16 protein-coding genes and 1 pseudogene are annotated in these 20,099 nt (G+C 68.0%); 5 read left to right on the plus strand and 12 right to left on the minus strand.

Annotation, left to right across the window (positions count from 1 at the left end):
- Positions 1-61: 61 nt before the first annotated feature.
- The 3 genes and pseudogenes from ACTMMA_RS04655 to ACTMMA_RS04665 form a co-directional block, all read right to left on the minus strand.
- Positions 62-775, minus strand: a pseudogene (locus ACTMMA_RS04655) (ABC transporter ATP-binding protein); the annotation flags it as partial.
- A 116-nt stretch (positions 776-891) separates the two neighbouring features.
- Positions 892-2,052 carry an acyltransferase family protein gene (locus ACTMMA_RS04660; RefSeq protein WP_441188932.1) on the minus strand — a complete coding sequence of 387 codons (1,161 nt, stop codon included), beginning with the start codon at positions 2,050-2,052 and terminating at the stop codon, positions 892-894.
- 109 nt (positions 2,053-2,161) lie between these two features.
- Entirely contained in the window at positions 2,162-3,253 is a 1,092-nt protein-coding gene (locus ACTMMA_RS04665) for a glycosyltransferase (RefSeq protein ID WP_441188933.1), read from the minus strand.
- Between the two features lie 146 nt (positions 3,254-3,399).
- Here ACTMMA_RS04665 and ACTMMA_RS04670 point away from each other — a divergent pair, with 146 nt between their 5' ends.
- Positions 3,400-5,112 carry a glycosyltransferase gene (locus ACTMMA_RS04670; protein WP_441188934.1) on the plus strand — a complete coding sequence of 571 codons (1,713 nt, stop codon included), beginning with the start codon at positions 3,400-3,402 and terminating at the stop codon, positions 5,110-5,112.
- 17 nt (positions 5,113-5,129) lie between these two features.
- On the plus strand, positions 5,130-5,666 hold the full coding sequence (locus tag ACTMMA_RS04675; protein ID WP_441188935.1) for a hypothetical protein: 537 nt from the start codon (positions 5,130-5,132) through the stop codon (positions 5,664-5,666).
- 13 nt (positions 5,667-5,679) lie between these two features.
- Here ACTMMA_RS04675 and ACTMMA_RS04680 read toward each other — a convergent pair whose 3' ends face one another.
- Entirely contained in the window at positions 5,680-6,831 is a 1,152-nt protein-coding gene (locus ACTMMA_RS04680) for a glycosyltransferase family 4 protein (RefSeq protein WP_441188936.1), read from the minus strand.
- A 326-nt stretch (positions 6,832-7,157) separates the two neighbouring features.
- On the opposite strand from ACTMMA_RS04680, the gene ACTMMA_RS04685 reads away from it, so the two are divergent.
- On the plus strand, positions 7,158-7,946 hold the full coding sequence (locus ACTMMA_RS04685) for a glycosyltransferase family 4 protein (protein WP_441188937.1): 789 nt from the start codon (positions 7,158-7,160) through the stop codon (positions 7,944-7,946).
- 118 nt (positions 7,947-8,064) lie between these two features.
- Here ACTMMA_RS04685 and ACTMMA_RS04690 read toward each other — a convergent pair whose 3' ends face one another.
- Positions 8,065-8,379, minus strand: a complete 315-nt coding sequence (locus ACTMMA_RS04690) for an ATP-grasp fold amidoligase family protein (protein WP_441188938.1) — start codon at positions 8,377-8,379, stop codon at positions 8,065-8,067.
- A gap of 221 nt (positions 8,380-8,600) precedes the next feature.
- On the opposite strand from ACTMMA_RS04690, the gene ACTMMA_RS04695 reads away from it, so the two are divergent.
- Positions 8,601-9,761 carry a polysaccharide pyruvyl transferase family protein gene (locus ACTMMA_RS04695; RefSeq protein ID WP_441188939.1) on the plus strand — a complete coding sequence of 387 codons (1,161 nt, stop codon included), beginning with the start codon at positions 8,601-8,603 and terminating at the stop codon, positions 9,759-9,761.
- Positions 9,762-9,774: 13 nt separating this feature from the next.
- On the opposite strand, the gene ACTMMA_RS04700 is transcribed toward ACTMMA_RS04695, so the two are convergent.
- The gene (locus ACTMMA_RS04700; RefSeq protein ID WP_441188940.1) at positions 9,775-11,349 is read right to left on the minus strand and encodes an oligosaccharide flippase family protein; all 1,575 of its coding nucleotides are present in this window, start codon (positions 11,347-11,349) and stop codon (positions 9,775-9,777) included.
- A 94-nt stretch (positions 11,350-11,443) separates the two neighbouring features.
- On the opposite strand from ACTMMA_RS04700, the gene ACTMMA_RS04705 reads away from it, so the two are divergent.
- Positions 11,444-12,394 (plus strand): glycosyltransferase family 2 protein, encoded by a 951-nt coding sequence (locus ACTMMA_RS04705; protein ID WP_441188941.1) that lies wholly within the window; start codon positions 11,444-11,446, stop codon positions 12,392-12,394.
- A 5-nt stretch (positions 12,395-12,399) separates the two neighbouring features.
- On the opposite strand, the gene ACTMMA_RS04710 is transcribed toward ACTMMA_RS04705, so the two are convergent.
- The 6 genes from ACTMMA_RS04710 to ACTMMA_RS04735 form a co-directional block, all read right to left on the minus strand.
- Positions 12,400-13,440 carry a glycosyltransferase family 4 protein gene (locus ACTMMA_RS04710; RefSeq protein ID WP_441188942.1) on the minus strand — a complete coding sequence of 347 codons (1,041 nt, stop codon included), beginning with the start codon at positions 13,438-13,440 and terminating at the stop codon, positions 12,400-12,402.
- Complete coding sequence (locus tag ACTMMA_RS04715; protein ID WP_441188943.1) at positions 13,437-14,591, minus strand: glycosyltransferase; 1,155 nt, start codon at positions 14,589-14,591, stop codon at positions 13,437-13,439. The genes ACTMMA_RS04710 and ACTMMA_RS04715 overlap by 4 nt, the downstream gene beginning before the upstream one ends.
- Positions 14,588-15,604 carry a glycosyltransferase family 4 protein gene (locus ACTMMA_RS04720; RefSeq protein ID WP_441188944.1) on the minus strand — a complete coding sequence of 339 codons (1,017 nt, stop codon included), beginning with the start codon at positions 15,602-15,604 and terminating at the stop codon, positions 14,588-14,590. The genes ACTMMA_RS04715 and ACTMMA_RS04720 overlap by 4 nt, the downstream gene beginning before the upstream one ends.
- The gene (locus ACTMMA_RS04725) at positions 15,601-16,470 is read right to left on the minus strand and encodes a glycosyltransferase family 4 protein (RefSeq protein WP_441188945.1); all 870 of its coding nucleotides are present in this window, start codon (positions 16,468-16,470) and stop codon (positions 15,601-15,603) included. Before ACTMMA_RS04725 ends, ACTMMA_RS04720 begins: the two co-directional genes overlap by 4 nt.
- A 254-nt stretch (positions 16,471-16,724) precedes the next feature.
- Positions 16,725-18,050 carry an O-antigen ligase family protein gene (locus tag ACTMMA_RS04730; RefSeq protein ID WP_441188946.1) on the minus strand — a complete coding sequence of 442 codons (1,326 nt, stop codon included), beginning with the start codon at positions 18,048-18,050 and terminating at the stop codon, positions 16,725-16,727.
- On the minus strand, positions 18,047-20,053 hold the full coding sequence (locus ACTMMA_RS04735) for a glycosyltransferase (RefSeq protein WP_441188947.1): 2,007 nt from the start codon (positions 20,051-20,053) through the stop codon (positions 18,047-18,049). The genes ACTMMA_RS04730 and ACTMMA_RS04735 overlap by 4 nt, the downstream gene beginning before the upstream one ends.
- Positions 20,054-20,099: the final 46 nt, after the last annotated feature.

Genomic DNA, 20,099 nt, shown 5'->3' on the forward strand with positions numbered 1-20,099 from the left:
AGGACTGCGCCTCGGCCGAGTCCCGAAGCGTCTGGTAGCGCTCGAACTTATCCATCACGCCGCCGACGAAGCGCCCGACGAAGTCGTCCGCCGGGTGGGCCAGCAGCTCGGCCGGGGTGTCGAACTGCGCGAGGATGCCGCCCTGGCGCAGGACGGCGATCTTGTGCCCGAGGCTCAGCGCCTCGTCGATGTCGTGGGTGACCAGGACGACGGTGATCCCGAGGTCCTCCTGGAGACGGCGCAGCTCGGCCTGCAGATCCGCGCGCACAAGCGGGTCGACGGCGCTGAACGGCTCGTCCATCAGCACGATCTCCGGCCCGCTGGCCAGGGCCCGCGCCACGCCCACGCGCTGCTGCTGGCCACCCGAGAGCTGGGCGGGATAGCGGCGGGCCTGGTCGGCGGTGAGCCCCACCTTCTCGATCGCCTCGAGCGCTGCCGCCCGCGCCCGACCCTTGTCCCAGCCGAGGAGGCGCGGGACGGTCATCACGTTGGCCAGGACCGTGCGGTGCGGGAAGAGACCGGCGTGCTGGATGACGTAGCCGATGCTGCGCCGCAGCTGGGCGGCCGGGCGGGCGGCGACGTCCTGGTCGTCGATGAGGATGCGGCCGGCGCTCGGCTCGACCATGCGGTTGATCATCCGCAGCGAGGTGGTCTTGCCGCAGCCGGAGGGCCCGACGAGGACGGTGATGCGACCACGAGGGATCTCCAGGCTCAGGTCGTCCACCGCGGTCGTGCCGTCGGCGTAGGTCTTGGTCACGCTCTCGAAGCGGATCACCCACCGACCATATTCACCCTGGCCCCACTTGTCCTGCTCCGGCTGTGAGGGCCTCACCTTAGCCCTCGGGTCCGACTAGTCCCTGGGGCACGCTCGTGTCCACAGCTGCAGAGTCCTCACCCGGTCCTCGCTGCTCGCCGACCAGCGGCCTTGGACCATCGGATGCAGGGCTCCTCAACGAGCACATAGAGCACGTAGCCAACGACGAGGACGATTCCCAGTCCTACGGTCCACAGGATGGCGAGCAGGGCGAGCCCATCGGACATGCCCAGGCCCCGCTTCAGGAGCTCGGAGAAGTAGTAGACGATGGGCTGGTGGACCAGGAAGAAGCTGTAGGCCATGTAGCCCACGCGTGAGACCAGGGGGGTCGCGAAGACCGCTTCGACGGGCGCCGCCCCGATCGCCAGGACGATGAGAGCGCAGAACGAGATGGAGAGTCCGATCTCCCGCATCGGGAACCACTCCAGGGCCCCCGAGAACCGGATGGAGACCGCTGCCGCATAGCCCAGCACCACCAGCAGAGCGGCGAGGAGGAGCGGGACCAAGGTGAGCTTGTACCGGTGGCGCATCACGATGACGGCAGCCAACATGCCTGCACCGAACTCGACCAGGCGCCCGATCCCGGTGGCGCCCCACAGGAAGCTCTCGGGAAAGGTGTTCGAGACGAAGAGGGGGCCTAGGAGGTGCCACCCGATGCTGACGACGGCGGCACCCAGCAGGACCCAGACGCCCCACCTGGCCATAGCCAGGACCAGGATCGGGAAGAGCAGGTAGAGCTGCATCTCCAGTGACATCGTCCAGAGGCTTCCGTTGATGCCGGCCCAGTAGTCGGGGAAGAACATGTGGGTAAAGGTCAGGTGCGAGACGAGGTCGCCCCAGGACACCGGCTCCGTCGGAGCAGCCGTCCGGCCGGTGAGGTTGTAGAGCGCCTTCAGCAGGTAAGGCAGGGCGAGGGCCAGCGCGAGCGCGGCGTAGTAGGGCAGGACAATTCGCTTCGCTCGCCGCTCGAGGTAGACACCGATCTTGAACCGGTCATAACGCGTCGGGTCGATGGCAAAGGGCAGGAAGAGCGCGAAACCGGTGATAACGACGAAGAGATCGGGGCGGGTGTTCTGACTGATGATGTCGGTGATCACCGGGATCTGCGGACGTCCGGAGAACTCCCACGAGTGGAAGAGGAATACGAGCATGAAAGCGAGTGCCCTCAGTCCGTCGACAGACCGCACCCGGCCCGGCTGGTTGACTCCCGGCTTCTCGCCGACCCCTATCGCCCACACGCCGCGAATGCTACCGGCTGGTCACCGCCCAATGACCGACCGGTCTTGATCCGCTGAGCTATCAGGAGCGGCCGGTGGGCATAGCCACCTAACGGCCCTTCTGCTGCGCTCAGGACAGGAGCGAGGCGACCTCGGCACGGATCCGCTCGGCAAAGCGCTCTTCGCCGAAGCGGCGTGCGTGCTCCCGCAGGACTGCGGGATCCCACCCCAGCGCCTGGACGCGGTCGAGCGCACTGCGCAACGTCTCGACCTCCAGGCGGTCGAAGAAGACGCCGGTCTGCCCGTCCACGACCGTGTCGAGATAGCCGCCGCCCCTCAGTGCGACGACCGGCAGGCCCCAAGAGTTCGCCTCGATGGGGGTCAGGCCGAAGTCCTCGCGGCTGGGAGCGATCAGTCCCTGGGCCCGGGCGTAGATCCAGCGCAGCTCGGCGTCGCTGATCCCGGAGACGATGCGGACGTTGGGTGGCAGGTCGGCCATCAGCGCGTCTCGCTCCGGGCCGGCCCCCACGACGACGAGACGGTCCCACCTGCCCCGCATGGCGTCGATCGCCAGGTCGACGTTCTTGTAGGGCATCAGCCGCGAGACGACCATCCAGAAGTCGCTGCCGTCCCAGTCGGCCAGGTCGGGGTGGGCGGCCTGCTCGCCCTCGTGGTCGATCCCCGGAGGCGGCGGCACGACGTCCGCCTCGATGCCGTAGGTGCGCGCGATCCGCTCACGGACGACCACGGAGTTGGCCAGGTATCGGTCGGCCTGTTGTGCAGCGACCCGGTCCCAGCGCCGCAGCGCCGGCCCGAGCGCACGCACTCCTAGTCGCCTGGAGGAGAACCGGCCGGCATCACCGAGATACTCCTCGGTCTGGTAGAGCCAGCGCGCCGGGTTGTGGCAGTAGACGAGCAGCCTTCCCGTGCCTTTGAAGCCATGCGCCCAGCCGCTGCTGGAGGCCACGACCACGTCGGCGTCGATCCGCATCCGGCTGGAGGCCGGCGCCAGCAGCGGCAGAGCGACCCGATGGTCGCTGCGGAAGGCGCGTACCGCATTGAGAGGGCTGGTCACGATGTCGTGCTCGGCGAACTCTGGGAAGGTCCCCTCCGGGGAGTAGAGCGTGGTGTGGATCGGAGCCTCGGGGAAAACCCTGCTCAGGGCCAGGACCACACGCTCTGCTCCGCCCTTCTGGGTGAGATAGTCATGGGCGATCGCCACCGGAACGCGCCTGCGCCGACTCACCACACCACAACTCCCTGCTCGTTCGGCCCCAGTTGCAGGATACCCCTGCCTCCACCACCCCGATCTGGAGCCACCGCGACTAGCCTGGTCGCATGGGGAGCCACGCTCACGCCTTCGACCATGTGCTCCTGACACGCTTCAGCGCCGTGCTGAGGCACGGTCAGAGCGCCCCGGACGAGGACTGGCTCTACTACCGGCTCGGCTTCTTCCTCGACGCCTGCCTGGCGTCCGTGCGCTCGCAGCGCGGAGCCCAGCCCTTCGACTGGCTCGTCCTGTTTGACGACCGGTGCTCCGAGGGTTTTCGGGCCGACGTCGAGCAGCTCGCCGACGGCACGTTCACTCCGATCTGGACGCACGAATCCTTCCGACGGGACAGCTTCGCCGAGCACGTCGCCGAGCGGACATCCGCGCCCTACCTGATCACCACGCGGATCGACAGCGACGACGCTCTGGCCGTGGACTTCATGGCGGCGGTGCAGAGGCAGTTCGCCGAGCAGGAGCGACTCTTCGTCAACTTCCCGCGGGGCATCCAGATCGACCGGAGCGGAGCGGTCTACCGCAGCGACATCCTCTCCAGCCCGTTCCTGTCTCTCATCGAGAAGCGCGTGGAGGGACGCCTCCCGGACACCGTCTTCGTCACCAAGCACGCCCGCGCGCGGGGACATGGGCCGCTTCGCGAGGTGCGATCACCGGTCATGTGGGCGCAGGTGCTCCACGGGACCAACCTGTCCAACATCGTCAACGGGACGCGCACCTCTCCACGCGTCGTCGCCGAGCGGTTCGACTTCGATCTTGGGTATGACGCTCACGTCACCGGACGCCGCCTGCGCACAGCGCAGGCAACTCACCTGGGCCAGCTCGTCAAGCTCTGGTCCGCCCATCCGGGCGAGCTCACCAAGTGGGCAGAGGCGAGTGCCCGGACCCTGCGTGGGACCCACGAGCGCCCCCAGGAGGATGGGGCTCCGACACTGAGCGACAAGGTTCAGCAGTGGGAGCAGGACACCCGCACTCGGCTCCGCCACCAGCGCTGGCACCTGACAGAACGGGCAAACCGTGCCCTGCCCGGCCGGGCACGTGTCGTCTCCGGCGACCCAGAGGAAGTGTTGCGCCGGGACAAGGTTGTGGTCTTGGCCGAGTGGTCGAGGAGCTCGACGGTGCGCCCTGACGCCCTCCGGGCTTTGTCAGCGTACGCGGAGGCTGGTTACGGGACCTTGGTGGTTGCCGCAAGGGATCCATGGACACGGCTACGGAGACAGCCCGTCCCCAGGGGCACGGCCGTGCTTCGTCGGCCGAACCTTGCCTACGACTTCGGCTCCTGGCGCGATGCCTTGAGCAGTTACCCACAGATCGCCGCCAAGGAGCTGGTGATCCTCACCAATGACTCCCTCATCGGACCCCTCGGGTCGATCGACGAGCTCTTGCGCCGGATCGAGAGTTCCAAAGAGGACGTCTGGGCGCCCACGTCCGTGCTCCGACCGCGCCCGCACCTGCAGAGCTACCTGCTCGCGTTCAGAGGCGGCGTCCTCGCCAAAGAGCCGTTGCGTGGGTTCTTCGCGGATATCCGCCCCTTGGGAAGCAAGCGAGAGGTGGTCGAGACTTACGAGTTCGGTCTGACGCAACTCATCGACGAGCGCGGCCTGACGTGGCGGGCCGGTTGGTCACATGCCGAGTTAGGACTTGGCACTTCCGTCGACATCCCGCTCTCTGGCTGGCAGAAACTTCTTGATGCAGGCTTCCCCTTCATCAAGCGCACACTGCTCTCCCACCCTGGGTATGCCCATCACCGCGCAGCCGTCGAGCAAGTGGTCTCGGAGCGATGCTGCGATCAGCGCTGACCCCGCCGCGGCGGGTCGTGACGAGCCTTCTGCTCCTCACCCTCACGCTGAGCCTCGTCTGGTTCCTCCTCTGCATCGACAAGATCGCGACGCCCCGGATCGACGAGGTCCAAGAGGTCGATGCGGTTTACGTCATCGGTCCGGTGGAGACCCGTATCGACGAAGTGCTGGCCACGATGGACAGTGGGGTCGCCCCAGTCCTCCTCGCGACGACATCCATCAACCAGAGCACCGGGGAGCCCTACGCCACAGGCCACTGCGGGGAGGAGCGCAAGGGTTACCGCGTCGAGTGTGTTCTGCCAGACCCCTACACAACTCGTGGCGAAGCGAGACTGCTTGGGGAAAAGATCGAGGAGAACGGCTGGGAACGGGTGGCGGTGATGACCAGCACGCCGCACGCCGCCCGAACGAGGCTACTGATGGAGCGCTGCACAGACGCAGAGGTGCTGGTCTGGACCGTGCACGATGGCAAGCGGAGCTGGTCGGGGTGGGCCAGCGCGTTCGTCTACCAGTCGGCTGCGTGGGCGAAGGCTCAGATCGAGCGGGACTGTTGACGCCGAACCTGTCCTACTTTCCCAGCGTGGTCTGGTAGATACGCTCGTAGTCGGCGACCACCCGCTCCCAAGTGAACTGTTTCACCGACGCTCGGCCCGCTTCGGCCAACCGAGCAGCGAAGTCCGCGTCATGGAAGACGCGTTCGATCGCAGCCGCGAGCGCCGGACTGTCCTCCGGATCGACAAGCAGCCCGTCGGCTTCGTTTGTGACGAAGTCCCGCGGACCCCCCAAACAGGTAGCTATCAAAGGAGTGCCGCTTGCCCATGCCTCAAGTGCCACGATGCCGAAGGCCTCCCTGCGGCTTGGCATAACAACAACGGTCCCCTGCGCCATGATTCGTTGGATCTGCTCAGGGCTCTGCTTCCCCAAGAAGTGGACACGGCCGCCGAGACCGAGCTCAGCTGTGAGCTCCTCCAGAGACTCGCGCTGTGGGCCGTCACCCACCAGGACCAGAAGGGAGTCCTTGACCCCCACCTGGGCAAAGGCTCGGATCAGAAGATCAAAGCCCTTCACTTCCACCAGCCGACCCACCGCTACCACTGTCGGGGGCTCCCTGCGACCGTCGGAGCACGGCTCTTCGGGCTCGACGATCTCGACGCCGTTAGGTACCACGACCATCTCACCCACTCCGAATTCGTTCTGGAGATCTTCGACGACGAGAGCGGAGCAGCCAGTTACGACTGCGGCCTGGACGCAAGCCGCTCGAAGACCCTTCCTCAGCAGTGCCGAGCGCTGAAAGGCGCCTCCAGCATCCATGAAGGTTTCGCCATGAGAAGAGACAATGAGGGGCGTGCGGAGGACCCTGGAGAGCACAGACGCATAAATGCCGCTTGGCGCGAAGCAGTGGACGTGGAGGATCTCGGGCCGGAACGCTCGCGCGGCGTTCAGCCATCCCAGAAGGGCATTGGGCATCCTGATCAAGAACCGAGTCGTGCTCTCCAGTCGACGGGCAGGGAGAGGCGTCTGCAGATAGCGGACGTGGATGCCATCGATGACCTGAATGCCCAACCGCTCGCCGCGGTCCACGGTCCAGACCTCGACGTCATGTCCGCGGTCATGGAGCCGCCGGGCGACGTGTCGGACATGTTCCTCGACCCCCCCGAAGTGGGGATGATAAGAACTGGATACAAGTGTCACCCTGCGCGGACGGATCGGAGGCTCCATGTTCACTCCTTTCGCGTCACAGGAATCGACCGTCGCCACGCAACCTTACGAGAGCCAGGGCAATGCCACATCTCGCCATCGCCAAGACCGCCTCTGCCAATCCAATGGGAGCTCAAGCTTACGAGGCCGCCATCCGGCAACGAGCGGAACGGGCACTGCGCCAGCACAGCCCCGACTGGACCATCTCGGATCTTGTGGCGCGATCTCTTCGTTCCCCTCTGCCAGGGAACCGTCGCCTCCCAATGGGCTGGCTGTTCACGGCCACGCCGCGTGCCCGGCGCACGGTAGGCAGGAAGCTCTATCCACTTGGCAGCGTGGTCCACCGGATGGATCTGATCCTTCCGCCACCTCCCGGAGCGAACGTAGTCACACTCCATGACATGGTTTCCTGGGACTTCCGCGACGAGTCAGACCCCGTGCGCGCTGCTATTGATGAGTTGCGCACTGCCGACACTGTGATCTGCGTGTCGCAGTTCACGGCTCAGACAGCGCAGGAGCGGATGGGGCTGAACAACACGGTGGTCGTACCCAACGGCGTCTCCGAAGACTACTTCAACGCGACCCCTCTCCCAGCGGAGATCCGGCGAAAGATGGGCCTGCGTGATCCCTACCTGCTCTACGCCGGGGGGTCGGCCCAACGAAAGAACCTTGCTGGCCTCGCTGATGCCTGGCGACTGGTCGCCCACCGACGTCCAGACTGGCAACTCGCACTGTCAGGCGCGACGAATCCAGGACGGCTCCGGCTGTTCGAGGGACTGCCCCGAGTGGTGCATCTCGGCCGGGTCGCAGATGAGTACATGGTCGGCCTCATGGCTGGAGCGGGCGCCGCCGTCGTGCCGTCTCTCTACGAAGGCTTCGGCCTGCCCGCTCTCGAGGCGATGGCAGCGCGGGTTCCCCTCGTTGCCAGCAACCGAGCATCATTGCCCGAGGTCATTGGTGACGGGGGAACGCTCGTCGACCCCACCCCCGAGGGCCTTGCCGAAGGCATAGAGTTCGTGACCTCCTCCGTAGCCGCCGTCGATTCCTTGTGCGCGGTGGGTTTGGAACGGGCGCGACAGTTCACCTGGGAGCGTTCGGCGGCCGATCACGCCAAGGTTTGGGCGAGCTTGGCTTGATGGAGGTGCCGGCGGGGAGCACGTCGCGTCCAACCAACTCGCCCCCTGGGTCGATCCCGTGACACCTTCTTCGCCCTCGACCGAGCGAGGTCCCGATCTTGTCTGACTAGTTCACTCTTCAAGTGGCTGACAGATCTGGCAGCCGCCAAAGCTCACCCAGCAGTTCATCGACTTGACCGGTGACCCCGCGCAGGCCGCCCGCGGGATAGGCCGTGAGCTCACCAAAGATCGGGATGCCGTCGACCTCGTAGAGATCGACACGGATGTGGTCGAGCCCTGCTCCCAGCAACTCAGCGGTCTCAGCCAACCGGCTCCACGTGCCTGGGAAAGAGCGCGCAACCCCCCTCGGGAGGCGCAACTCGGTCCACGGGAGGTATGAGCCTTCGCCGTCGTACCAAGTGACACCTGCACTCTTGTCCCCGAGCGAAAACACCCGGCACCCGGGCGACGCGCCCGTCGAAGACGAAGAACTTGAAGTCGGTGAGCGGCTGGTCTGGGGAACCGAGCCTTTCCTCCGCGAGGATCACCCGCTCCGCCTGCCCGTAGGCCCATTCACCGGTCCCCGACGCTCGATCTAGCCAGCACCAGGCCAGAATTCTGCCCAAGAAACTGAGCCCGGAGGGCAGGCGCGGGTCGTGCAGGCATAATCGGAGCATGGCCCCGGTGACGTCGACCCCTCCTCCCGCCGAACCGGATGGCCCCGCGGTCGCCGAGACCGGAGGAGAATCCCCCCGTCCTGAGGGAGGCAACCCGGTCCACTACAAGCTGCTGGAGTATGACACCGGAAATATCGGTGACGAGATTCAGAGTCTGGCTGCCCGTCAGTTCTTGCCCAGGGTCGACGGCTATGCCAACCGCGACCACTTAGGCACGCTTACGCGCGGGTGGTCGACTCCGACGAAGATGATCCTGAACGGCTGGTGGCTGCACGGCACGGACTGGCCGCCGGATTCCGAGTTCCTCGACCCGCTCCTGATCTCGATGTTTTTCGACAAGAGGACCGCTGCCGTGCGCGAGGCAGTCTTGGCGCCAGGGAGCCGGGGCTTCCTCACCGAGCATGGTCCCGTCGGAGCGCGAGATCTGGCGACGCTCGATTTCCTTCAGAACAACAACATCCCGGCCTACTTCTCAGGCTGCCTGACGCTGACCCTGCGTCGTGATCCGGCCGCGAGCCGCGAGGACTACGTGCTCGCCGTGGATGTCCCTGACGAGGTCTTGACGGCGATGCGAGCTCGGACCCAGCGAAGGGTGGTAGCCATCTCGGTAGACCACGATGACGAGATGTCCAGAGACCTGCGGTTCCGGCTGGCGGAGCTCTACCTGCTCTTCTATCAGAGCGCTTCGTGCGTGGTCACGACCCGTCTCCACGCGCTGCTGCCTTCACTTGCCCTGGAGACTCCGGTCCTCCACGTGCGAAAGGCCGGGGTCTTCGATCCGCAGCGCCTCAGCGGCCTCTCCGATCTCGCCCATTCGGTGACAACGGAGGAGTACCTCGAGGGTGACGTGTCCTTTGATCTCGATGTCCCCCCACCCAACAGCGGCCGCCACCTTGAGCTGCGAGAAGCGCTGACGCAGAAGGCGCTGGCCTTCTGCGGGACGTCGGCCCCGGTGCCGCCTGCTGTCGCCGGCCTCCTGCGCGACCCCTCCAGCCTGGCTGTCGTGGCCGAGCTGGTCGGCGACCAGGTAGAGCGCGGCTTTCGGGGGAGGTTGGTGCAGCGACGGCTCGATGAACCACCCCGCGATCGACTCCATCGCACCTTGCGGACGTGGCGTCAGGCCTCGCGTGCGACGGCCCGGCGTCTCCTGCGCGGCTGATCGGCACCCAGCATCATTGGTCGGCCCGCGAACCTCGGAGGGGGGTCAGGAGTGCGCCTGTCATCGGCCGCAGCCGAGCGGGGAACGCGCCCGTGATCGCGCGTACATCGGCCGCCGACAACCCGGTCCTGCTGATCCGGAGCCCGGCGATGAAGGCACCCCCAGAGATGCCCGCCACCGCCGCGGCCTGGACCGGTGCGCTGAATCCAGTCGACCGCACCACGAGCCACGCCAGGACCGCCAGGAGGCAGCCGAGGAGCAGCGCCCCCAGGCTCTGGAGGAGTTCGCGCCAACGCACGTCCAAGGCACGCGCTTCGCCCACGGTCTGCATGAGGGCTCGCACGATCATGGCGGCGGCGCAGGCCAACACCGCCCCCCAGACCCCCACGAGGGGGATCAGGGCGAGCGCGACAGCGAGATCGACCGCCAAGCCCGCAAGATTGATGTACAGCATCCTGCCGCCACCAAGTCTCGCCATCAGGAACGCCTGATGCGGGGCTCCAACCAGGGTCACTGCACCCGCGAGTCCTAGGGCGATCGTCATGTCGCTGGCGGGGGCATACTCCGTGCCGTAGATCAGGGGCACGAGGCACGCCATGGCAGGGAGGACCGTGGCAACGACGGCACCTCCCACGGCGCTCGCCGCGCGTGTGGTCCGCAGGAAAGCCCGCCGCACCGCGCCCTGGTCCACCCTCGCCAACGCCGAGACCGCCGGGACCAGCGGTCCCACGAAGGCCTGGGCCGGCGCGTAGACGTGACCAGCGACCCCGAAGGCGAGACCGAATAGCCCCATCGCCACCTCATCGGCGAACCAGTCGAGAAGCACCAGCTCCGTCCGATTGCTGACGAGGGCGCCGATCATGCCGGCGATCCCGGTGGGGATGGCGAACCTCCAGAAGGAGCGGGGTAGGCGCCACGGGGCACCAGGGCGCAGGACGGCCCCCCGGTAGATCTGGGAGATGCTGATGAGCGGGAGTGCCAGCACGAGTCCGCTGACGACGGTTCGGGCGCCCCAGACTGCGTCGGGCGTGCCGAGAGTCAATACCGCGACCGTGACCGCAGCGAGGGACAGGGCGTTGCCGATCATCGCAAGCTGGGCGGTGCGGTCCGTCCGGTTCTCGATCGTCAGGGCTTCCTTTGCCGTGCCGAACAACGCTGGCGCCCCGACACCGAAGACCAGCGCTACCATCAAGAGCCACCAGTCCAGGCGCACGAGGCTGATCACCGCAAGAGCGACGAGGGGGCCGGAGACCAGGAGTCGGAAGCCTTGCGCGCCTGAAAGGAGCCGCTTGACGTCCCCGTGGTCCCCCGCCGCGTGCGCCTTGGCGCCGAACTGGACGAGGGCCGTGGTCACGCCGAGGCCGGCGATCACGCTGGCGATCGTGATGACCGTCGTGAGGTAGGTCAGCCGGCCATAGTCGGCAACGCCCAGGACTCTGGCGACGAGGATGTTGACCAGGAAGGCCAGTGGCAGGGAGACGAGGGTGTGGATTCCGGTCCAGAGCGCCCCGCGCACGGCCCGGCGCTGCAGCTGGCCCCGGTCCAGAGCTTCCGACCGCTCCCCTGCAGCGTCCTGATCCCCGTCCACCGCTGCACCCTACTCCCTCGTGACCCGGTCCCCGGGAATCGACCGCATCACCTTACGCTGGACCTGCCCACTCCCGACCGGACTAGGACGAATTATGACAGACCCCACCTTGACCGTCTGCATCGTCACCTATGAACGGTCCTCCTTCCTGAGCCGATGCCTGGCGGGACTGGCCCCCGAGGCCGATCAGCTCTCCCGCGTTGTGGTGGTCGACGCCTCGGCCGCAGCCTCTCCCCCCACCGGGGATCTTGAGGTCGGCGATCTCAGATACATTCACGCGCCAGAGTTGGCTGGTTGGATGACCAGGTCCCGCAACCGAGCCCTCCTCGAGGTCGACAGCGACCTTGTTGCCTTCCTCGACGATGACGTTGTCGTCCGACCGGGCTGGGCACGGGAGCTGAAGAGCGCCTTCCAGCAAAGCGGAGCCGACGCCGTGGCGGGTCGTACGTGTGACGGCCACCCCGGCGAGGAGGTCGCGGTGGAGCCGATCGGTCTGCTGAAGGCGGACGGCCGGCTCAGCGCGGGTTTCGCCGCCGATACCTCGATGCAGGACGTCGACCACGGCATCGGCGCCAACATGAGCTTCACCCGCGAGGTCCTCCGAGAACTCGGCGGCTTCCGTGACGACTACCCCGGGACAGCGCTGCGGGAAGACACAGACATGTTCCTTCGGGTGAAGCAGCTCGGCAGACGCGCCGTCTTCGCTCCCGGTGCGGTCGTGGACCACCTCCCCGCCCCACATGTGCGGGGGAGCCGATTCGACACCAGATACAAGCTCTACGGTCGACGAAACCACCTGGTGCTGCTGACCCGTCACTCTGGGATCAGCTCACAACTGCCCTGGCGGTGGGTCGGCGGACAGTTCCAGGACGTCCTGCGGGCCCGTGGCCTGCGCCGCAAGGCGGAGCGGCTGGGCGTCGTGACCCTGGGGGTCGGCTTCGGTCTGTCCGCACTTCCCAGGACGTCCCGGTGGGGACCGACCGATCCCCGCCGGAGCGGCCCTGCGGCGGACAGGATCCGGGCTGCCCTGTCACCGAGCGATTGATGTGACTACGTCGTGATGCTGGCGAGGACCTCGTCCGTGTCCGCGAGTGCTCGCTCATCGGTGTAGAGCCCCGCCCGCTCCGAGGCCCATCGACTCTGTTCCGGATAGCGCGCCACCACGGCGGCGATCCTCCTGGCCAGCTCCTTGGTGTCTCCAGGGGGGTAGAGAGCGTCGACGGGGGCACCGGCGAGGATCTCGGCCGGCCCACCATGATCCGTTGCCAGGACCGGTAGGCCAGCGGCCAGTCCTTGGACGATGACCTGGCCGAAGGGCTCCGGGGCAACCGAGCAGTGGACCAACAGGTCGTGCGAGGCGAGCAGCGATTGCACGTCGTCGACGTGCCCGAGCATCACCGCCCCGGGCTGGCTGGCGGTGAGGGCACGCAGGTCTTCCGCGTACCTCTCCTCTCCGAAGTGATGCCCACCGGCGATCGACAGGCTCGCGTCGATCCCGATCTCCTCGCGGAGCACCCTCAATGCCCGGACCGCGACGTCAGGGGCCTTCCACGGAGCGAGGCGGCCCAGGAACAGAAGGCGCAGCGGGGAGCGGGGAGTCGATCTCATGTCGGTAGGGGGCATCTCGGCGGTGACGCCGCACATGCTCTGGATGACGTCGATGCGTTCGATCGGGATCTTCAGCGCTCGGCGAATGGTGGCCGCGGTCCACTCGGAGTTGGCGAGGTAGTGGTGGACGCGCCTGGCCGTGACCTGCTTGGTGAGCGCCAGCGCGAGCGGTGACATCGCGCTGTCGGTGAGGCCGTCGCGAACCCAGTAGACCAACCGGGAGCGCCGGGGCGCGACCAGGGCCGTGAGGAAGGCGGCCCGCATGGAGTTGACCACGATCAGCCCTCCGCCCTTGAGTGCCCGACGGAGCCCGAGAAGGCCGGCTGCTGTCACGGTCTCGGTTTCCAGGCCTTCCCAGACGCCGCCCGGCTCGAGCGTGACCAGACAGGTCGGCAGCGTGGTGGCTTCCAGGTAGCGCCGCAGGGCCAGCTCCCCACCGCCCGGCTTGTTGGTGTGGGAGACGAACGTGACCGGACCCGTCATCTGCCGTGCCCACTCGCCCGGGCGATGACGGAGGCCATCTCCTCGACCCGTCTAGACCAGGTGGGGATGTCCGGCGGCAGCTCACCGGTCCACGGGACCGGGTCCGTGATCAGGTCGGTCACGGCCTGCGGGAACTCCTCAGCCAGGACGCTGCGGACCAGTGGATCAGGGGCGTCGACGAAGCCCGGCACCGGGGTCGAGACCACCGGCCGGCGCGCGGCTCGGTATTCGTAGGCCTTGATCGGGTCGAGCGACGCCGTGAACTCAGTCAGCACATGCGGGACGAGGAGCACGTCAGCATGCTGGAGGTAGGCGGGCACCAGGCTGCTGGGACGTGCCCCAAGCAGGCGCACCCCTGCCTCCCTCAGCCTGCGCAGGTCCTGGTCCGGCAGCGGCGCAGGGCCGACGAGGACGAGGTGGGCCGGCTCCTGCCCGGCCGCAGGTTCGGCCAGCCTGCGCGCTACCTCCAGGCACAGGTCGACATCGACCCGGTCGCGGTGGGCGGTGCCCAGGTAGACGGCGGTCCTGCCGTGGGGCAGGTCGGCCGGGCGAGGCTGTCGTGTGCGGTAGGGCTCGACGTCCACCGCGTTCGGGATGAGGTTCACCCGCCGGTGGGCGGACTTGCTCCGTCGCAGGCTCTCGGAGCAGACCACGACCTCCTGACAGTGGGAGAGCAGGGCATCCTCCTGGCGCCGGAGGCGCACCAGCTCGGGCTCGGGACGGTCTGCCAGCAGCCAGTCGTCCGTGATGTCGTAGAGCGCGGGCCAACCCGTCAACCTGAGCACCTCGGCGCCGCCCGGATCGTTCACCCAGAGGCATGGCCGGGTCATTCCGAGCCGGTCTGCCTGCCTTGCCACCGCTCGGGCTCGACGCTGGTCCCCACGCGGGTCGATACGGCGGGGAAGCAGCTTGCGCGGTCGATAGGCCCACAAGCGCCCGCTTGCCACACCGTCGAGATGGATCTCGCGGAGACCGGCGTCCCCGTCGCGGGGGAGCCGGCCGCTGCGGATGGCGTGCAGGTCGTCGATGGCTGGCTCGACGAAGAGCACGCGGTCGACCGCACCCTGGCGCAGGAGACCGGCGACGAGGTGCTGGTTGCGGCGCCACACCTCGTCCCACACCTCGAGCGAGACAACGACCAGGTCCGTCATGCCAGCACCTTCGCGTAGATCGCGTCCGTCCCCCGGACCTGAGCCTCCACCGTGAACCGCTCCCGCTGCACCGCCTGGAGCGCCCCCCCGTAGCGCTTGAGCCGGCCCGGATCGGTGGCGAGCTCGCGGAGCAGGCGACCCCCAATTCGATGGTCCCCGGGAGGGAAGAGTTGAGCGTCCGGCGCGCCGCCGACGGTCTCCAGATAGGCTCCCGAGGCTGCGGCGAGGACCGGCAGTCCGGAAGCCATTGCCTCGAGCACACTCAGGCCCAGGCCTTCGACCCGGCACGGGGCCAGTAGCACCGAAGCACGTTGCATCAGCTCGCCGACGTCGTCACGGAAACCCAGCCAGTCCACTCGATCACTCATCCCCAGGTCCCGGGCCAACTGAGCCAGGGCGTCTCGCTCAGCCCCCCGGCCGACGACCTGCAGACGCCAGGCATCCCCGAGGGCTGCCTCAGCGAAGGCGCGGAGGGCGACCGCAGTCTCCTTCTCGGGCTGGAGACGCTGCACGACGAGGACCACAGGCTCACGGGGAGCTCGCGGCGCGGCGACGGTGGAGACCCCTGGGTAGACCACGGTCGGATGGGTGTCGGCGTGCTCCGCGACGTACTCGCTGATCGCGATCTCGGCCGCGAGGCAGCGCCGAATCAGCGGCGAGATCAGCCTGGTACCGGTTGCTGTCCCCCTCGGTCGGGCGAAGTGCCGGGTGGCGACGAGCGGAGGCCGGGAGCTGAGGCCCCGGCCCAGGACGGCCGAGACCTCGCCGGCGGTCATGTGCGCATGGATCACGTCGGCTTGTCGCCAGCGACGCACCTGCATGGAGGTCTCACGGACCGTCTCGCCCGTGACGTGCTGCACCCCGCCGCCGGTCAGCACCGGGGTCATCGCTGCCTGGCCCCCACCGATCACGGTCACCTGGTGGCCAGCCTCGACCTGGCCCAGGGCCAGGCTTGCCACATGCCGCTCGACCCCGGCGAACCCGTCGGAGCGGATGACGTGAAGGACCTTCATGCGCCCTCACGCTCGACAAGGTCGCTGAACAGCTCAAGGTAGCGCGCTGCGACGAGCGGCCAGCTCGACCTGGCGGCGAGCTCCCGGGCTCGTTCGGCGATCTCGGCCCGGGGCAGGGGCACTGCGGCGAGCTCTTCGAGGCCGGCCCGAACCGCTCCGGACTTCCGGTCCACGATGCGGCACACCATCGGGTCAACGAGGGTCTGCGGATTGGATCCGACCGGGGTGGAGACGACCTGGAGGCCGGTGGCCAAAGCCTCCAGAACCACCAGGGGGTTGGCCTCGTAGGCGCTCGGGAGGACGAGGACGTCGGCGGCCGCCAATGCCAACCGCGGGTCCGGGACCCTCCCGAACCAGTGGACGCGCGCGGCGAGATCGCTGGTCAGCAAGGCACGCTGGGCATCGACCTGCTGAGAAGTGCCCCCGACGACGATGACATGGTGGTCGGCCAGTTCGCTCGCCGCCTCCAGGAGGAGGGGAAGCCCTTTGCGCTCGAACTCGTGGCCGACGAAGGCCGCCACCCGGGCCTTGCTAGGAATCCCGTGGGCAGCGCGCGCCGCCTTCCTCTCAGCCTCCGTGGGCGGCACGAAGCGGTCGAGGTGCACGCCGTTGGGGATCACCCAGGCACGGGCTGGCGTCAGTCGGTAACGGTGCACGACCGTGGCCTGATCCGCCTCGCTCAGGTTGACCACGACCCGGTGGGTTCCGGCGCGGTAGCGGTAGATGTCACGTGCAGTGGTGAACAGGTGGAGGGGGTTGCGGACCATCCGCCAGGCGAAGTAACCACGGGCCCGCATCGCCGACGTGAGAACGCCGTGGTTGACGTACACGTCACCTGCCAGGGCGTCGTTATGGCAGATGCTCACCGCCCCCGCGGGAAGGGACGACACCGCGCGACGCGCCCGGACCGTGCCGACGGTGGAGAACCAGAGGACACGCCCGGCATGCCTGAATCTCCCCCTTAAACCGGGAGCCGGATCGGCGAGGAAGCCGCACCCGGCCTCCTTTGGGCCGAAGCGGCGAACGTCGTGACCCTGCTCCTTCCACTGCTGCTCCAACGCCCACGCCACTCCGCCGACCCCCGTGCCGGGCGCGAATTCGGGAGAGATCTGAAGAATGATCATGCCGCCACCGGCGCTCGAGGTGCCTTGAGCGCACCGTCGTAACGCCTCGCCGAGGCATCCTCGTGCGCTTCCACCCCCAGGCATACCCCGACGATGAGGAAGGGGACCGAGACGGAGATGCTCACCCAGAACAGGTCGAACTGCGCCTGGGCCAGCCTGGCCAGGACGAGGGCCAAAGCCACTGTGCCGACCGTCGGGCTGAGTTGCCAGGTGCGTCTGAGCAACACGACCCACAGCACGAGGAACCCGGCCAACCCGACCAAGCCGGTCGAAGCCATGACCTCAAGGAAGGCGTTCGGCGGCTGGAAGGCACCAGGAGCGTCGGGCTGGGTCCAGTAGCGCAGCCCGTGCCCGAACCAGGGGGACCGGGTCCAGATCTGGAAAGACTCCACATACCATTCCAACCGCTGGAACCAGGAGTTGTGCTGGTTGCCGGAAGCGATCTGGCCCTGGACCATCGTGACGACGATGTAGCCGATCGGGAGCACGGCCGCCAACGCGAGGCCAAGGCGACGGCGCTCGTTGTGCTTGCGCAGCGAGACGACGAGGAGTCCGACGGCTAGGCCAATCAGCGCCTGCCTAGCCTGAGATGCCGCGATGGCCGCCACCAATATCACCATCGCGGGCACGGCCCAGCCCCTCGTCCATCCCATCCAGGCCGGTCGCGCGTAGAGCAGGATGGCTGCCACCGTCAGCAGGGAGCCGATGAAGTTCTTGTGCATCGGCCATGGCCACCTCGGGTAGACCGCGCCGAAGTTGCCGGAGGCAAACTGCAACACCGCCTGGGCCAGGGTGGGGAGCGCGAGCAGGAGACACGAGACGAGAAACACGGTGAGCCCCACACGGGCATACCCTGCGCGCCCGACGGCCCACCCGACGATGAGTGCCCCGCTGACCAGGAGCCAGGCGTGGACCCACTCGACGGCGTTGGCGCGGAACGGGTTGGCGATCAGGGTGAAGATCGTCAACGCCTGGTAGGCGGCGTTGGCCCAGAGAAGGTCGCGAAGGGGCTTGCTGAAGGGTCGGGGCGAGAAGATGAGGGCCGGCCAGAAGGCGAGCGCCAGGGCCCAGTCGGAGACGGTCATCTCCAGGGGGCCCCCGCCGGCCCGCTTCACCACGACGATGAGTCCCATGGCCACGAGGGGCAGCACGGCCGGGTTGGCGAGGGCGACGATGCCAATCAGGACGATCATCACGCCGGCGAGGACTAGGGCGGGCTGATCCGGCACCGCCATCCCCACGCCGATGGCCAGGGCGGCGGCGGCGCAGCCGACGAGGACGAACGCCGCGATGCGCAGCCACTCGCGCCGGTCCGGACTCATGTGCCCACCTTCTCGCGCTCGAGCCGAAGGGGTCGAGGGTGGTCCCGCGCCTCTACGGCCCGCGGCCCTTGGCGGAGGACCCTGGCGCGCTCGCGGGCGTCCTGCCCACGCTCACCCCTGAGCACCAGCGTGCGCAGCATGGATCCCTTCCACTGACCCAACCGGGCCAGCTGCCAACCAAGGGGCCCGAAGTGCTTGCGGAGATAGCGCTCCTGACCCGCCTGGAAGTAGACGCCCCGACGCACCGGGTCGCTGCTGGTCGCCGCGCCCACGTGCACGGCCTGGACCTCGGGGACGAGAAGGTGCCGCCAGCCGAGCAGGCTCGCCCGCCGGGCCCAGTCGGTCTCTTCGGCATAGAGGAAGAAGTCCTCGTCGAAATGCCCGACCTGCTCGATCGCCTCGGCGCGCAGCAGCAGGACGGAGCCGATGACGTAGTCCTGGTGCCGGTCGTTGAGCCTCCCGAGGCCAGCCGCCTCCAGCCAGGAGCGCAGCGGGGAGGGGAACGGCCAGGCGACGCGCGACGGCCGCCCCTCGGCGTTGACCTGCGCCGGGGCCGCGCTGGCCAGGTCCGGCTCGGCACGCAGCCGGTCGTGCAGCGCCCGGACACCGTCGACGTCTATCACCGCGTCCGGGTTGAGTAGCAGGACGTCGGCCCCAGGACGCAGCCGGTTGCCCAGGACGTGGTTCACGCCCGCTCCGAAGCCGCCGTTCCAGCCCGGGTCGAGGTAGCGCACGCCCAGATCCGCGCACAGGTCGCGGATCTCCGGCAGAGAGGAGTTGTCCACGACCGTGACGTCCAGCCCACGGACGGGGATCAGCGCAGAGCGCAGCAACTCGGCCGAGCCGTACGCGACCACGACGACCTCAGGGTCCTGGTCGTCGGCCACGGCCGACCGGGACGCCTTGGTCATCCGCCGGTAGGTCGCGTCGTAGGCCTTCGCCACCTCACCCCAGGAGCATTCACGGGCTCGTAGTAGGCCCGCCTCGCGTGCGGTGCTCCACCGATCCGGGTCCCGGCTCAGCTCCAGGAGGGCCGAGCCCAGCGCCGCCGGATCGCCCTCTGGCACCAGGATGCCCACGCCGCCCACCACGTCGGACAGCGCGCCTGAGTCGCTGGCGACCACGGGTATCCCGGCGGCCATCGCCTCGATGGCGACCCGGCCGAACTGCTCGACCCACCCGGCAGTGGTCAGCGACGGGATGGCGAGCACGTCTAACTGCTGCAGCAGTGCGGGCAACTCGTCCTGAGTGGCAGCCCCGTGGAAGCAGACTCGCCCCGCGAGGTCAGGCCTGGCGGCACGGGTGCGCAGCTCCGCCTCTTGGGGCCCTGCGCCGATGACAGTGAGCTGCAGCTCGGGCCGGCAGGCCACGGCCTCGAGGAGCACGTCGACCCCCTTGTGGCTCGCGAGCCGACCCACGTAGCCGACCCGAACGTCGGCATTCCCCGTCGGCGGCGTGCGATCGGCCGGGGTGAACCGCTCGACGTCCACGCCGAGGGGGATCACGTCAGGGACGCCGGGGAATCCCTTGCGGACGCAGATCTCTCCCGCCTCGCTGTTGCAGACAATGAGCGCCCTCGCGTGCCGCAGCGCCCACCGTTCCCACCAACGGAACGGAATGGGATAGCGCTTCTCAATGTTCTGGGCCGAGTAGAGCGCGTAGGGGGCCGGGTTTCGCCTGAGTCTTCTGAGGATGAGCGCTTGGAGCGTGCTGACCGCGAAGGGCTCCTCGTGAAGATCGAGGACGTCCCACTCCTCGCCCATCGCACGCCATAAGGGGCCCGGCTCGTAGGCGAAGAGCGCGGGATGTCTACCCGTGGTCCCCACCGGCACCACGGAGCCCGAGGGCTCGGAGGGGTCGGGCGTGTAGGTGACGACCGCGCCGCCTTCGTTCCAGCGGCGTGCTGTGAGGAGGCGAACCTGATGGCCCAGCCCCCTGAGCCGGCCCTCTCGCGCCCTCCATGCGGTCATCACCCCGCTGTGGAACAGGCGGAGCACCCTCATGCGCATAGACTACGGGAGGAATAGACCGTCCATTTCGCGGGAGGAG

Origin of the sequence: Ornithinimicrobium panacihumi, assembly GCF_052073805.1 — a bacterium.
GTDB classification, from domain to species: Bacteria; Actinomycetota; Actinomycetes; order Actinomycetales; family Dermatophilaceae; genus Ornithinicoccus; species Ornithinicoccus panacihumi.